This is a genomic window from Flavobacterium sp. CSZ (assembly GCF_015350725.1).
Lineage (GTDB): Bacteria > Bacteroidota > Bacteroidia > Flavobacteriales > Flavobacteriaceae > Flavobacterium.
In genome coordinates this window covers 1-16,400 of sequence record NZ_JADKPQ010000021.1, presented here as the reverse complement: position 1 = coordinate 16,400, position 16,400 = coordinate 1, and the positions used below count along the sequence as shown (strand labels likewise).

The 16,400-nt window shown below is 32.7% G+C and carries 11 protein-coding genes and 1 tRNA gene; 6 read left to right on the top strand and 6 right to left on the bottom strand.

The window, feature by feature from the left end:
- Positions 1–79: 79 nt before the first annotated feature.
- The gene (locus tag IRZ78_RS20800) at positions 80–1,258 is read right to left on the bottom strand and encodes a Pycsar system effector family protein (RefSeq protein ID WP_194618354.1); all 1,179 of its coding nucleotides are present in this window, start codon (positions 1,256–1,258) and stop codon (positions 80–82) included.
- A gap of 79 nt (positions 1,259–1,337) precedes the next feature.
- Here IRZ78_RS20800 and IRZ78_RS20795 point away from each other — a divergent pair, with 79 nt between their 5' ends.
- On the top strand, positions 1,338–5,021 hold the full coding sequence (locus IRZ78_RS20795; protein ID WP_228520550.1) for a metallophosphoesterase: 3,684 nt from the start codon (positions 1,338–1,340) through the stop codon (positions 5,019–5,021).
- A 164-nt stretch (positions 5,022–5,185) separates the two neighbouring features.
- Here IRZ78_RS20795 and IRZ78_RS20790 read toward each other — a convergent pair whose 3' ends face one another.
- Both IRZ78_RS20790 and IRZ78_RS20785 read right to left on the bottom strand, forming a co-directional pair.
- Positions 5,186–6,046: an SdiA-regulated domain-containing protein gene (locus IRZ78_RS20790; RefSeq protein ID WP_194618352.1), complete on the bottom strand. Its 861-nt coding sequence runs from the start codon at positions 6,044–6,046 to the stop codon at positions 5,186–5,188.
- 99 nt (positions 6,047–6,145) lie between these two features.
- On the bottom strand, positions 6,146–7,198 hold the full coding sequence (locus IRZ78_RS20785; RefSeq protein WP_194618351.1) for a hypothetical protein: 1,053 nt from the start codon (positions 7,196–7,198) through the stop codon (positions 6,146–6,148).
- Positions 7,199–7,292: 94 nt separating this feature from the next.
- Between IRZ78_RS20785 and IRZ78_RS20780 the strand changes: the two genes are divergently transcribed.
- From IRZ78_RS20780 to IRZ78_RS20770, 3 genes are read left to right on the top strand one after another with little or no spacing between them, the layout of a single operon-like run.
- Positions 7,293–8,204: an ABC transporter ATP-binding protein gene (locus tag IRZ78_RS20780; RefSeq protein ID WP_194618350.1), complete on the top strand. Its 912-nt coding sequence runs from the start codon at positions 7,293–7,295 to the stop codon at positions 8,202–8,204.
- A 3-nt stretch (positions 8,205–8,207) separates the two neighbouring features.
- Complete coding sequence (locus IRZ78_RS20775) at positions 8,208–9,044, top strand: ABC transporter permease (protein WP_194618349.1); 837 nt, start codon at positions 8,208–8,210, stop codon at positions 9,042–9,044.
- 15 nt (positions 9,045–9,059) lie between these two features.
- Positions 9,060–11,411 carry a T9SS type B sorting domain-containing protein gene (locus tag IRZ78_RS20770; protein WP_194618348.1) on the top strand — a complete coding sequence of 784 codons (2,352 nt, stop codon included), beginning with the start codon at positions 9,060–9,062 and terminating at the stop codon, positions 11,409–11,411.
- A 162-nt stretch (positions 11,412–11,573) separates the two neighbouring features.
- On the opposite strand, the gene typA is transcribed toward IRZ78_RS20770, so the two are convergent.
- Positions 11,574–13,370, bottom strand: coding sequence for a translational GTPase TypA (gene typA / locus IRZ78_RS20765; RefSeq protein WP_194618347.1), 1,797 nt, complete (start codon positions 13,368–13,370; stop codon positions 11,574–11,576).
- 222 nt (positions 13,371–13,592) lie between these two features.
- Here typA and IRZ78_RS20760 point away from each other — a divergent pair, with 222 nt between their 5' ends.
- Entirely contained in the window at positions 13,593–15,248 is a 1,656-nt protein-coding gene (locus IRZ78_RS20760) for a PAS domain S-box protein (RefSeq protein WP_228520549.1), read from the top strand.
- A 5-nt stretch (positions 15,249–15,253) separates the two neighbouring features.
- Positions 15,254–15,658 carry a response regulator gene (locus tag IRZ78_RS20755; protein ID WP_194618345.1) on the top strand — a complete coding sequence of 135 codons (405 nt, stop codon included), beginning with the start codon at positions 15,254–15,256 and terminating at the stop codon, positions 15,656–15,658.
- A gap of 221 nt (positions 15,659–15,879) precedes the next feature.
- Here IRZ78_RS20755 and rpsT read toward each other — a convergent pair whose 3' ends face one another.
- Positions 15,880–16,131, bottom strand: a complete 252-nt coding sequence (gene rpsT / locus IRZ78_RS20750; RefSeq protein ID WP_055095632.1) for a 30S ribosomal protein S20 — start codon at positions 16,129–16,131, stop codon at positions 15,880–15,882.
- Between the two features lie 155 nt (positions 16,132–16,286).
- Positions 16,287–16,358 (bottom strand) — tRNA-Glu (locus IRZ78_RS20745).
- Positions 16,359–16,400 lie beyond the last annotated feature (42 nt).

The window sequence follows — 16,400 nt, the reverse complement described above, 5'->3', positions numbered from 1 at the left end:
CTGAGAAACGAGAGATGACAAGATTGATGTTATATACTAAGCTTTGTCAAAGTTTACAACTTTGACAAAGCTTTTTTAATTAAATTGATTTAAAAGCGATTACAAAAGCAACAACAGTTACAATGATACCAATCATGAAAAAGTTGTAAGCAATACGCAACAAGTTGTATTTACGCTGCAAAACCAATCCCAGGTAATACAAATCTTTGATCATGTTCGAATAGAGATAATCACGATCTTTCATCATTTCATTCATTGCCCAGTCGTATTCTTCTAAAGGCATCTTATAGAAATTTCCAAAAAACAACAGATTAATCTTTTTGTTCTCGATATCTTCTCTGGTAAAAACTCCTGAAGTAACTTTTGGTCTGGTCGAAAGAATCGCAAAAATTATCGTAATAACGCTTGACATCAGCATTATAAAAGTTGGAATCACTAAATGTGCATTCTTCGGGCTGTCTAATTTTGGAATAATCGACGAAAGTGCAATCGAAATAATAATTGCATTTACAGACAATAAAATATTGGCTTTACTATCGGCAATTCCGCTTAAACGCGTGTGATTTCCTAAAGTAACACGAAACAAAGTATCGACACCACGATCCGGTTTTTCGATTTTATCTTTCTTTTTAATTTCTTCTTCTATTTTATCAGCTTCTTTCTTTTTTTGTTTTTCAAATCTCTTCTGAACAAGGAGTAAATTTTTTTCTTTTAGAGGCTGCCATTTTCTAAGTGCATAATCGGTATAAAAACGATGTTTGTTCATTAAAAAATTCAAATTTTCTTTTGCCCATTCGACATTAGAAAAATCCAGTTTCCAGGTATTTTTTAGTTCAATTCGCAACAATTCGCAGGTTGTTTCATACTCTGCTCCAACTAGATGCGAAAAATCTGCGTCTTTAATTATTTTTTCTAAATGTGTTTTGGGAACATATTCTTTTACGGTAGCCATAATCAAATTAGAAACACTCGCTATAAATTCATCAGATTGTCCTTTTTCTTTCAAAAAAGCTGTAGCAATTTTCACACTTTCCTGTTCATGGTTTTCATAACCATCAATATAACCTGTGTCATGAAACCAGGCAGCCACAAGAAGCATTTCTTTTTCATCACTACTTACGTCTTCCTTTTTGCATAGCTCTTTAACAGCATTTACTACGGTGAAAGTATGGTTAAAATTATGATAAGAATATAGATTAGAAAGTTTATCTTTGAGTAAATTACTGACGAAATCTTCTGATTGTTCTATTAGATTCATGGAGAATTGTTTTATATACCACTAAATTATGAAATTGTTTTTGGATAATCATTTTATTACTAAAATTAAAAACCGGTCTTTGGCAATAGTTGTATTGCTACTGGTCTATTCCTGTGCGACACATAAAGCGCAATATGGAAAAAATGTTAGTGCTAACGAAACGGAAAACGCAACTGATACTATAAAAATTGCACACACAATTTATTTAGTTGGAGATGCCGGAAATGCAGATGAGGAACAGGCACAACAAACGCTTGAATTATTGCATCAAAAATTGAAAAAATCGAATAAAAAAGCAACCTTACTTTTTTTAGGAGATAATATTTATCCTAAAGGTTTTCCCAGCGATGATAATGCCGCAGAGAAAGCTTTGGCCGAAACAAAATTGACCAACCAACTAAAACTTACTAAAGGTTTTAAAGGAAAAACAATTGTTATTCCGGGTAATCACGATTGGTATAATGGTATAAAAGGACTGGAATACCAGGCAACTTTTATAACAAAATATTTAAACGACAAGAAGGCTTTTTTGCCTAGAAAAGGCTGCGCGATCGAAGATGTAAAAATTGACAGTACTACGACATTAATTACTGTTGACAGTGAATGGTTTCTGGAAGACTGGGATAATCACCCTACTATTAATGACGATTGCGACATTAAAACGAGAGAAGATTTTTTTGATCAGTTAGAAAATATCTTAAATAAAAATCAGGAAAAAACAGTTGTTCTTGCTATTCACCATCCTTTGATGAGCAACGGAACTCACGGCGGGCAATTTTCTTTCGAAAAACAATTATTCCCACTAGAACAAAAAATACCATTGCCTATAATTGGTTCTTTTATCAACTTGTTACGTAAAACATCCGGAGCAAGTCCGCAGGATATTCAAAACAAGCAATATACTATTTATGCAAAACGAATTAAAACCCTTTTGCAAAAACAAAAAAATGTAATTGTAGTTTCCGGACACGATCATAATCTTCAGTATGTTAACAAAGAAAATATTCAGCAAATTATTAGCGGTGCAGGATCAAAATCTGAAGCGGCAAGAGCGATAAATCATAATGAATTCTCTTATGGCGGAAATGGTTACGCCACCTTAACTTTGTTTAAAAGCGGTGATGCTAAAGTTTCGTTTTTTGGAAATGAAAACAATAAAGAAAAATTACTTTTTGAACATGAAATTATAAAGGCAAAAGAAATTAATTGGGCAGCAACGGTTGATAATAAGTTTCCCGCCACTGTTACCACTTCTATTTATTCTGATAAAATGACCAAAAAGAGTATTTTTCATAAATTCTTATTCGGAAATCATTACAGAAAGTATTACAGCTTGCCAATAGAAGCTAAAACAGCTACTTTAGATACTTTAATGGGCGGTCTGAAACCTATTCGCGAAGGCGGAGGACATCAATCTGTATCGTTAAGAGTGTCTGATCCCAAAGGAAGAGAATATGTAATGCGTGCCCTGAAAAAAAGTGCCACCGTATTTTTGCAGTCAGTAGCTTTTAAAGATCAATATGTGGTTAATGATTTTGAAGATACATATGCAGAGAACTTCTTATTTGATTTCTACACCACTTCTCATCCTTATACTACATTTGCCATTGGCAGTATGGCAGACCAGATTGGTTTACCGCATACCAATCCAGTTCTATATTATATTCCAAAACAAAACGGTTTAAAAGAGTTTAACTCGAACTTTGGAGATCAGCTTTATATGGTCGAAGAAAGACCAGCTGATAATCATTTGGATGCTAAAAATTTTGGTAATCCAACTGATATTATTAGTACTGAGGATATGATGAAAAATCTTCATAAAGACGAAAAATACAGCGTTGATGAAGATGCTTATATGAAAGCGCGTTTGTTTGATATGCTTATTGGCGATTGGGACAGACATAGTGATCAATGGCGTTGGGCAGAGCATAAAAAAGGCAATAAAGTGCTTTATGAGCCAATTCCTCGTGACCGTGATCAGGCTTTTGTAAAATACGACGGAACTTTACTTTCTCTTTTAATGAATATTCCTGCACTTCGCCATATGCGAACTTTCAAAAATAAAATTGATAATGTAAAGTGGCTTAACAGAGAACCTTACCCTATGGATTTAGCATTTTTAAGAACTGCTGAAGAAAAGGACTGGATCGCTCAGGCCAAATATATTCAGGAAAATTTATCGGATAGTGATATCGATAAAGCTTTTAAAAACTTACCAAAAGAAGTTCAGGACGCAACGATTGAAGACATCAAGAAAAAATTAAAAAACAGAAAGAAAGATCTTCAAAAATATGCTTCGGAGTATTTTGATGTTTTAAGCCATACGGTAATGATTGCCGGAACAGATAAAAAAGACAAATTCGTTATTAATCATAATGCTAAAAAAAGCATCGAAATTCAGGTTTTTAGAGTTAAAAAAGAAGGCGATGAATTAGTTTACACGAAAACGGTAACGGATTCTAAAACTAAAAATCTTTGGATTTATGGTTTAGATGATAATGATGTTTTTGAGGTAAAAGGAAATCAGAAATCAAACATTAAAATTCGTTTGATTGGCGGTCAGAACAATGACACGTACAACATCGAAAACGGTAAAAAAGTAATTGTGTATGATTTTAAATCTAAAGAGAACACCTATAATCTGGATGCTAAAACAAGAACACAACTAACAGATGATTACGATGTGAACTTATACAATTACGAAAAACCTAAATACAATGTGGTATCCGGTCTGCCAAACATTGGTTTTAATCCTGATGATGGTGTAAAAGTGGGTATTAATTTAAATTATACGGTAAACAATTTCAAACAGAATCCGTATACGCAACGACACGTATTAAATGCTTTTTATTATTTTGCAACAGGAGGTTTAGAGTTTAATTATGTAGCGCATTTTCCTGGTTTGTTAGGTAAATGGGTTATTGATGTTGAATCGCAATATACAACTCCAAACTTTGCAGTAAACTATTTTGGATACGGAAATGAATCGGTAAATAATACTGAAGAATTTGGAATGGATTACAATAGGGTTCGTATTCAGAAATTTAATCTTTACGGAGCTATTAGACACGTTGGCAGATACGGAAGTGAGTTTAGTATTCAGCCCATGTTACAACAAATGAGAGTTGAAGAAACAGATAACAGATACATTGATACTCCAAATATCATTAACCCAATTGTTTTTGATAGTCAGGTTTATGGTGGTGCAAAAATTAAATATCTATTTAAAAATGCTGATTTTGCTGCAAAACCTACTTTAGGTGTTGCTTTTATGGCTTCGGCAACATGGCTTTCTAACTTAGATAACACGAAACAAAATTTTCCTACCATTGAAAGTTTCTTAGGATTTACTCATAAAATCGATCACAACGGAAATTTAGTATTAGCTACAATTTTAAAAGGAAAAGCGATTCTAAACAACAATTACGAATTTTATCAAGGCGCTACTTTAGGTGGAGATACTGATTTACGCGGTTATAGAAATGAGCGCTTTCTAGGAAGTTCTTATTTCTCTCAAAGCACAGATTTACGATTAAGCATTGGTAAAATCCGAAAAACAATTGCTCCTTTAACTTATGGAATTCTGGGTGGTTTTGATTACGGAAGAGTTTGGCTTGATGGTGAAAATTCAAGAAAATGGCATCAGGATTATGGTGGAGGAATCTGGATGAACGCCATAAATGTTTTAACTGCGAGAGTTTCTTATTTTAAATCTCCTGACGAAGAAGGAAGGGTTATTTTTGGAGCGGCATATAGCTTTTAGGAAAGGTTCAAAGTTGCAAAGGGACAAAGGGACAAAGCCACGAATTCACGAATTATTTATAATAATAATTCGTGAATTCGTGGCTAATTTTTTTGATGAGATGCTTTCTTATTTTAAACTTAGAAATTTAGTAGCTTAGAGTCTTAGCAACTCAGCAGCTTAAACTACTTTAGCTTAAACTCGTAAACGTTTCCTCCTACTTTGTTTGTTTTTTCGTCGGCAATCAATAATGTGTTGTTGTCTTTGAAAACTATGGCTTCTTTTTGCGAGAAGTGATTTAGTTTGATTTCGGTTTGAGATCCTTTATGAAATAAGTCTCCTTTGAAATCTTTAAATAAAACAATTTTATCATGGCTTAACAAAACTACTTTTTTCCCATCGGGACTAATTGTAGCACTTGTCAGGACACAATGATTGTAATTATCACAGGTTTTAAATTCACCTATTTTAGTTGCTTTTTGAGTTCCCGGAGCGTTTAGAATTTTGTATATAAAAGCGGTTCCGTCGAAATTTTTGCTACGGTTTTTTGTAAAAAGGTAAAAGTAATTTCCGTGTTCAAAAAAACCTTCAACATCATAAAACAGTTCTTTTTTCTTTGGAGGAAATTCAGTTTGTTCCGGATACGAAAATGAAACTTTATATTCGGCTACAGCCGCATCTTTATTCAATTGATTTTTATTGACTTTGTAAATGCACAAATCTCTACGTTCATTATCATTATTCCCAAAATCACCAATGTAGATATTTCCGGTTTTATCTTTAGTAATATCTTCCCAATCTACGTTTGTGGCGTTTGTGATTGTAATTGTTTTAGCCACTTTACCTTGCGAATTTATGGCATAGATTGCATTTTTATTGCCGCTGTCTTCTAAAGTATAAAGCAGTTTGGTTTCTGGGAAATAAGTAATGCCTGAAACTTCTTTTAATTTTTTAGGAAGCGAATAAAGCGTCTTGAATTCAGCCGTTGATTGTTGCTGACAAGCTAGTAAAGCAATAGAAATCCCAAGTAAAAAAAACTTTTTCATATGATTATTTTTTATTTTTCTAGCCACAGATTAAATGATTAAAAATGATTTTATCAAAGTTAATATTTTAAAAGAATCCGTTTAATCTGTGGCTAAAAACTAGATTAAATGTGTGTTTTTAAAATTGCGCGTAATAAACTCAAAAGCCGCAAACATGACATGCCCCATCGATTTGGCATTTTTAAACTTCATATCGTTGGTATAACGGTACAATTCCATTTTTAGCTGATTTAAATGATCTACTGTCGAAATGGTATCGTGACACATGATATTCAATAATTTTGTAATCCTGGCTTCGGCAGAATGAATTCGTTTGGCCAAAATGGCTCTTTCTTCATCTTTATACTGAATAACAGAACGGTCCTCTAATTTTTCTTTAATAAGTTTCATCATCTGATAGTTCTCTTTAAAAAACTGCGGACGATAGACTTTAAAATTCCCCTCATAACATTGCTGATCAAAATCTATGGCACGAATTCTATAGACTACCTGGTCAAAATCATGAATTGGGACAATTACATAATTATACGAACGCATATCGCCCAAAAGCCTAATCATACAACGCTCATTAAATTTCACAAACTCTTTTGCTATTTGAGATTTTTCTGTTTCGGTAGAAGTATGAAGCAACGTTTCCATAAAAATATCACCCGGAATTCCTACGATATGTTCTTCGATCAGAGTGTCACCAAAAACTAAAAAATTTATTTTATCCGGAGATAAAATGTCTTCCAATTCTAATCCGTAAATTCGTGAAGCATCGGCTTTTTTTATATAAAAATGAACGTAGTTGTCATTGAGAATATTACGGACTTTTACCCTAAAAGGCTTTGAGTTTCCAAAGGTGCAAAAATCGATAGCATCGACATTTAGATACTGAATAATATCATTGTTACCATCGGAATGCAACAGCGAATAAATCTTTTTTAAATTCAAATCAATTTCTTCGCGGTCAAACTCTCCATAATAAACACGAGTCCACAAAGTATCTACTCCGTTTTTATCATATAAATTTATGGCACCGGAAAATCGCAATAAATCATCATAGAACACAGATACCTTCGATATACGCTCGTATCGGTCTAGATAACTTAAAAGAGCTGGTGTCAAAGGGTACGATGGTTTTTTTAAAACCATTAAAGGTTCGCTCATTTTGAATATCTTTATTACAAATTTACATTAAATAAAATTTAGCGTAACAATAAACAAGTTGAATCGTCATACTTAAAACTAAAACCGAATAAATTTGGAAACCATACTTACTATTGAGAATCTGCATAAAAGATACGGGCGCATTCAGGCCTTAAAAAATGTTTCTTTTGAAATACAAAAAGGCCGTGTTTACGGTATTTTGGGACCTAACGGAAGTGGAAAATCGACTACTTTAGGAATTGTCCTAAATGTTGTAAACCGTACATCAGGAAATTATAGCTGGTTTGGAGGAAAGGTTCAGACTCATGAAGCCTTAAAAAAAGTAGGCGCCATAATAGAAAGACCTAACTTTTACCCGTACATGACGGCCGAAGAAAACCTGAAATTGGTTTGCAAAATAAAAAGCATCAATTATACTAAAATCAATGAAAAACTGGATTTAGTTGGTTTAACTGAAAGAAAAGACAGTAAGTTCAGTACTTTCTCATTAGGGATGAAGCAGCGTTTGGCTATTGCATCGGCACTTTTAAATGACCCTGAAATTTTAATTTTAGATGAACCTACAAATGGTTTAGATCCGCAGGGAATTCACCAGATTCGTGATATTATCAAAAAAATAGCTTCTCAGGGCACTACTATTTTACTGGCATCGCACTTATTAGATGAAGTAGAGAAAGTATGTTCGCATGTGATTGTTTTGCGTAAAGGCGAAATTTTGTATTCAGGCTCGGTGGATGAAATGTCAGCAAATGAAGGTTTCTTTGAAGTTATGTGTGATGATAATGCAACACTAAAAAATGTTCTGGCAACACATTCATCAATAGACCGGATTACAGAGGAGGACGGGAAAATTTTGGTTTATTTAAAATCAAATTTATCAGCAGCAGAACTGAATCAGTTTTTATTTTCTAAAAACATTACGTTAAGCCACTTAGTAAAACGTAAAAACAGTTTAGAAGCTCAATTTTTAGAATTAACCAAAAATGCCATTACTCAAAACAACTAAACCATGAACAGACTTATCTCTATAGAATTACAAAAAATCTGGAAAAACAAAGCCAGTCGCATCCTTACTTTAACCTATTTCATTTTACTTTCGTTCATTGCATTAATTGCTTCTATCAAATTTGATATAGGTCCAATACATATTGATCCGTCAGAAATGGGAATTTTTAATTTTCCGTTTATATGGCAGTTTAATACTTATGTTGCCGCCTGGCTAAAATTTTTCCTAGCCATTGTTATTGTGTCAATGATGGCAAATGAATATAGTTATGGTACTTTAAAACAAAATTTAATTGACGGTTTAAGCAAAAAAGAATTTATTTTATCCAAATTCTTAACCGTTGTACTTTTTGCATTAGGCTCGACCGTTTTCGTTTTTATAATGACTTTAATTCTTGGATATTCGTTTTCATCTTATACTGAATTTGATATCGTTTTTAGTGATTTAGATTATCTCTTAGCCTTTTTTGTAAAATTGACAGGATTCTTTTCTTTCTGTTTGTTTTTAGGAATTTTAGTAAAACGTTCTGCTTTTGCTTTAGGTTTTCTATTGGTTTGGAGTATTTTTGAGTGGATCCTAAAAGGAATATTAGTATTTAAAGTTTTTCCAAACAGCAATACAGGAAGTTACATCACACAATTCCTTCCTCTGGAAGCAATGTCAAATTTAATCACTGAACCTTTTACAAGATTATCAATTATAAGAAGTATAGGAACACAAATAGGAGTCGAAAACACTAAAGATTATGCTGTACATATTCTTTCAATTGTAATTGTTTTAGTATGGACATTATTATTCATGCTTTTTTCTTACAAATTGCTTAAAAAAAGAGATTTATAGTATATTTGTAATACTATGAATTATATTAAAATCTTTTTATTAGTTTTCTTTCTGTGCTTATTATCCACAAAGATAAAAGCGCAGAATATTACTGTAGATGATTCAAAAACAGACGAAAGTTTAGTAAAGAATATTTTAATAAATAGTTCGTGTATCGATGTATCCAGTGTGCAGGCTTCAGGAAATCCAACAAGCAGTGGAAATAGTTATGCTTCTTTCACTTCAGGAACTAGTGATTTTCCTTTTTCCAGTGGAATTGTTTTAAGTACTTCAGCCAGTAAAAATGCTGCCGGACCTTATAACGAAGCCAATTCGAAAGGTATACAAACTAACGGATGGCCTGGTGATGATGATTTAGAAAAGGCATTAAATACTACTAACAGTACCCAAGCAACAGTTTTAGAATTTGATTTTGTAGCTTTGACTAATTCCATAAGTTTTAATTATATTTTTGCTTCAAATGAGTATCAAACTTATTACCCTTGCAAATACTCTGATGGATTCGCTTTTTTAATAAAAGAAGCGGGAAGTACAGAGGACTACAAAAATTTAGCCGTATTACCCAATACTACAACACCTGTTTCTTCTACGACTGTACATAATGAAATAGAGCCTTATTCAGATGGTACCATATCTTCTCCCGGCTGTCCAGCAGAAAACGAAGATTTCTTTGACAGATATAATACTGCTAGTAGTCCTATAAATTATGCAGGGCAAACTAAAGTAATGAATGCCAGGGCCAACGTAGTTCCTAATAAAAAATATCACCTAAAACTAGTCATTGCTGATGATTCTACCAAAGAATACAACTCAGCTGTTTTTATAGAAGGTGGAAGTTTTCTTTCTTTAGTTGATTTTGGAGCAGACAGAACTATAGCAAATAACAATCCTGCATGTTTTGGAGAAACTATCACGTTGAACACTCAATTAGACAATACCCAATACGACTTTAAATGGTTTAAGCAAGATGCAACTAATAATTATGTAGAAATTCCTTCAGAAATAAGTGCTACATATAATGTTCAATCAACAGGAAATTATAAAGTCGAAGCTACTATAAAGGGCACAACTTGCGTATCGACAGGACAAATTAAAATTGAATATGCTCCAGAAATTCTTTCGACCGACACTTCTTTATTACAATGCGATGATGATACTGACGGAATTACTGTTTTCAACCTGACAAAAGTTAATGATATTGTAAAAAATAATGTTTCAGCAATTTTAAACAAAGGATATTACGAATCATTAGCAGATGCTCAGGCACCAACAAATCCGATTTTAAATCCTGAGAAATACACGAATAAAACCCCTGATCAAATTGTTTTTGCAAGAATTGAAAATCAATACGGCTGTTTTACAACTGCCGAAGTAACATTGAAGGTTTCTAATACAACAATTGCGGATCAAAACCCAATTGCAACTTGCGATGGAGATGATAAACAAGACGGATTGTATCAATTTGATCTTGCAGCAGAAGTAACAGCTCAAGTCACAACAGGATTACCTGCTACATTAGTATTTAATTATTATCTAAATACTAATGATGCGTTGCATGATGCCAATAAACTGCCGAACATTTTTAAAAATACTGTCGCTTACAGCCAGATTATTTATGCTAAAGCTACAAACGGAGCTGATTGTTTTGATATCGTTCCCATTACACTTGTTGTAAATACTTTTGATCCTCCTAATTTTCAGGATGAAACAAAATATTTATGCAAAGGAGAAGAAATCACATTAAATGTTGCTACTGGTTTTGTAAGTTATAAATGGAATACCGGAAGTAGCGACACCTCTATAGACGTTAACACAGCAGGAGATTATTCAGTAGTAGTTACAGATCCTAATGGTTGTGAAAAAACAAAGAAATTCAAAGTAATTTTATCTGAGCCTGCTTTTATAACCGATGCTATTATTAAAGATTTTTCGGGAATTGACAATTCTGTTTTAATAAAATATACAGGAGTTGGTAATTATGAATTCTCATTAGACGGTAATGTTTTTCAGGACGACGCGTTGTTTACCGGTGTCAGAGCAGGAATTTACAATGCAATTGCCAGAGATAAAAATGGCTGTGGATTGTCTAATTCTTTTCTTTTATATGTCATAGACTATCCTAGATTCTTTACTCCTAACGGAGATGGTTATAATGATTTATGGTTTATTACTAATGCAGATCACCTTCCTGATTACAAGATTTTCATTTTCGATCGTTACGGGAAGTTATTGAAACAAATGAATCAAAATAGTGCCGGATGGAATGGAATTTACAATGGCCAGCAACTTCCTTCTGATGATTATTGGTTTACACTACAATTTGTTGATGGCAAAACTGTAAAAGGCCATTTTAGTTTAAAAAAATAAAGGAAATTCCAATCTGAAAATTCCAAATTCCAATACTTGAAAATTCTAAGGAATTTAAACTTCAACTAAAAATTATAAATTCCAAAAAGTTAGAATAAAAAAAATCCCAAACTCCGTAAAAATGGAATTTGGGATTTTTTATATTGAAATTTAAAAAATGATTTAGATTTTAAATCTTTTTCTATCAGTTTCTGTCAAATAGATTTTTCTCAAACGAATAGATTTTGGAGTTACCTCTACATATTCATCTTTTTGAATGTACTCTAAAGCTTCCTCTAATGAGAAAATAATTGGAGGGATGATTCTTGCTTTTTCATCATTTCCAGAAGAACGAACGTTAGATTGTTTTTTCTCTTTCGTTACGTTTACACACATATCATCAGCACGAGAGTTTTCTCCAATTACCTGACCTTCGTAAATTTCAGTATTTGGTTCAACAAAAAACTTACCACGATCTTGTAATTTATCGATAGAATAAGGAATAGCTTTTCCTTTTTCCATAGAAATCAATGAACCTTTGTTACGCCCGGCAATTTCTCCTTTGTAAGGCTCATATCCAATGAAACGGTGTGCCATAATAGCTTCACCAGCTGTTGCAGTAAGTAATTGGTTACGCAATCCAATAATTCCACGAGATGGAATATTAAATTTTACAATCATACGCTCACCTTTAGTTTCCATGCTCAGCATTTCACCTTTACGCATAGTAACGAACTCAACCGCTCTTCCAGAAAGTGATTCCGGTAAATCGATTGTCAATTCCTCAATTGGCTCACATTTTTTACCATCAATTTCTTTGATGATAACTTGTGGCTGACCAATTTGTAACTCATACCCTTCTCTTCTCATTGTTTCAATAAGAACAGATAAGTGAAGTACTCCACGACCAAAAACCATGAATTTATCAGCAGAATCAGTTTCACCTAACTTCATCGCTAAGTTTTTCTCTAATTCTTTTGTCAATCTTTCTCTAATATGACGAGAAGTTACAAATTTACCCTCTTTACCAAAGAAAGGAGAGTCATTAATTGTAAACAACATACTCATTGTAGGCTCATCAATATCAATCGTTTTTAGACCTTCTGGATTTTCAAAATCAGCAATAGTATCACCAATTTCAAAACCTTCAACTCCAATGATTGCACAAATATCTCCAGCAATAACTTCTTGTACTTTTTTACGACCAAGTCCTTCAAAAGTATGAAGTTCTTTGATACGTGATTTAGATACAGTACCATCTCTTTTCACTAATGAGATTGGCATACCTTCTTTAAGAACACCTCTTTCTAAACGACCAATAGCAATACGACCTGTAAAAGCTGAAAAGTCTAAAGAAGTAATCAACATTTGTGGTGTTCCTTCAGAAACTTTAGGAGCTGGTACATTTTCAACAACCATATCCAATAATGCTTCAACATTATCAGTTACGTTTTCCCAATGATCAGACATCCAGTTATTTTTAGCAGAACCATAAACGGTTGGGAAATCCAACTGCCATTCTTCAGCACCTAATTCAAACATTAAGTCAAAAACTTTCTCATGAACTTCTTCAGGAGTACAGTTTTCTTTATCAACTTTATTGATAACTACACAAGGTTTTAAACCAAGGTCAATCGCTTTCTGTAATACAAAACGAGTTTGTGGCATTGGACCTTCAAAAGCATCGACTAGCAAACATACACCATCGGCCATGTTTAATACACGTTCTACTTCTCCTCCAAAATCGGCGTGGCCAGGAGTATCGATAATATTGATTTTTGTTCCTTTATATTGAACTGATACGTTCTTTGAAGTAATAGTAATACCTCTCTCACGCTCTAAATCGTTATTATCAAGAATTAAATCACCTGTGTTTTCGTTGTCACGAAATAATTGACAGTGATACATAATTTTATCAACCAAAGTGGTTTTACCGTGATCGACGTGGGCAATAATTGCAATGTTTCTAATAGATTCCATCTGTGATTTTTAATGGGTGCAAAGGTACACTTTATTTTGATATAAAAAACGTTTCTGTGATAGTTTGCGTATAGACAAGTAATTAGTTCGTTAAAACAATGTAAATTTAACCACCAAATTGAACTTTCGTTGTTGTTTAATTATAGTTAATTTAACTATATTTGAGTAATGAAAAGTAAAACTCTCCAAATTACTCTAGTTTACGTTATCATATCGCTAATTATGGCAATTCTCTGTCATAAAATACTTACTACCTACTTTTCTAAAATAGAATATTTTTATTTATTTTTCATAAAAGACATACTCTTTATATTAGCTACAGGATTTATTTTCAGATATATATTAGCCAAAAACGAAAACAGAAATATCTCTATTTTCGAAAAACTAAAGAGAACAAACGAAGAAATCAAAGAATCGAACGAAAAATATGACATTGTCGCAAAGGCAACAAGTGATACTATTTGGGACTGGAAAATTCAGGAAGACAGCATCAACTGGAACAAAGGAATCGAAATTGTTTTTGGATACAATCCGGCAGAAGTTGGCAAAACATCAAAATGGTGGTTTGACAAAATACACCCCGAAGACAGCATCAGAATGTCTATAAAACTATATTCGTTTATCGAGCAAAAAACCGAAAAATGGCAAGATCAATACCGCTTTAGATGTGCTGACGGAACCTATAAATATGTTCTTGACAGAGGTTTTTTATTGAAAGATGAAAACGGAAGAGCCATAAGGATGATTGGAGCCATTCAGGATATCACCAAACAAAAAGAAGAAGAGCAGCGACTAAAACTTTTAGAAACCGTAATTACACAATCTAAAGATTCGATCCTGATTACAGAAACTAACTCAGTAGATCGTAAAATTCCTAAAATAGTCTATGTGAATCCTGCTTTTTCGCACATGTCCGGATACCTCTCTCATGAAATAATCGGTAAATCCCCGAACATCTTCAAAGGGCCAAAATCAGATTCAGAAGAATTAAAAAAACTATTAAGAGCCATAAAAAACAAAGAAGAGTGCTTAATTGAAACTATAAGCTACACCAAGAAAAAAGAGGAATACTGGGTTCGATTTTCGATGATTCCAATTTTCAATAATGAAGAAAATATTTCGCACTGGATCTCTATACAAAGAGACATCACCGATGAGAAAAAATTAGAGACAGAAAAAGAACATCTTATTCGCGAATTAACTCAAAACAATAAAGACTTAAAACAATTCTCCTATATTACGTCACATAATCTGCGAGCGCCATTATCTAATTTAATAGGACTTCTTAACTTAATAGAAGACATCCCGGTAAAGAATCCTGAACTTCAGGAAATTATTTCCGGTTTTACAAAATCGACTCATTTATTAAATGAAACTATCAATGATCTGGTAAAAGTGATTATCATCAAAGACAATCCTTCGATGCAAAAAGAAGAAGTCTCATTAAAAGAAGTTTTCGAGAATGTCTTTAGTCAATTGTCTTTTCAGATCGAGCTGCACAAACCTATTATTAAACTCAAATTCGACAAAGTTCCTGTATTAAACACAAATAAAGCTTATATTGAAAGCATTTTACTTAATTTACTAACCAATTCTATAAAATACAAATCAGAAAACAGGAAATTAAAAATCTCTATTACCGCCGAACAAATCGATCATAAAGCCATCCTAACCTTCAAAGACAACGGAATTGGAATTGATCTGGAACGAAACGGCGATAAAGTTTTTGGATTGTATCAAAGATTTCACAATTACCCCGACAGCAAAGGCTTAGGATTGTATTTAGTAAAATCACAAGTAGAAACTATGGGAGGAACAATTAGTATCGATAGCGAAGTTAATACAGGAACAACATTTACAATAACATTTAAAAATTAATTTATATGCTCGAGCAAATTTTATGCATCGACGACGACCCAATCACGTTAATGCTATGCAAGAAAGTAATTTCGAAATCATCTTTTTCAAAAGAAATTATCACTGCTCAAAATGGCGAAGAAGCATTGCATCATTTCAATACCTTAAAGTACAACAAAAACAAAGCAAGCAAACCAGAACTAATTTTTTTAGATCTAAACATGCCTGTCATGGGCGGTTGGGAATTCCTGGACCATTTTACCTCTTCAGATTATGCCGAATTCAATAAGGCACGCGTAATTGTACTTTCTTCTACAATTGACCCCGAAGATCTAGCCAAAGCAAAAAAATATCCTATTATCATCGATTTCCTTTCAAAACCAATTACACAGCCAATGTTGGAATATCTTAAAAAGAAAATGGATCTTTAAATAGATTTAAATTCCAATATCTAAAATTCCAAATTCCAACAAACATATCTAAATTCTAAAAAAAAATCCAAATTCCAATAGATATCGCAAAAGTTAACGCGTATAATTGGAATTTGGAATTTATTTTTTTTTGGAATTTTATTTGTTTATTCCGTTTTGTTCAAATAAAAAAAAGTCCTCTTTTAGAGGACTTTTTATATACTTTAGGAAATTGTAACTAATTACAATTTAGCAACATGTTTAGTTAATTTAGACTTCAAGTTAGAAGCTTTATTATCATGAATGATGTTCTTTTTAGCTAATTTATCAATCATAGAGATTACAGTTGATAATTTAGAAGTAGCATCAGCTTTATCAGTAGCTATTCTTAATGCTTTAATAGCATTACGAGTAGTTTTATGTTGATATCTGTTAAGAACTCTTCTTTTTTCGTTACTTCTGATTCTTTTTAATGCTGACTTATGATTTGCCATTTTGTTTTAATTTTAGATGTAATAATTATTATAGATACTAGTTAAAAAAGAAAAACCTCCCATAATTGCAAAACAATCACTTTGGTTTTAACTAATAAAATAAAAATCGAGACACCAATCCTTATTTTACAAAACTTATTCACAACTAATTTTAGTAGTCTGTAAGGGAATCGAACCCCTGTTACCAGGACGAAAGCCTGGAGTCCTAACCCCTAGACGAACAGACCATATCCTTCTAAGTTTTTCTATATTTAAATAGAGGTATTATT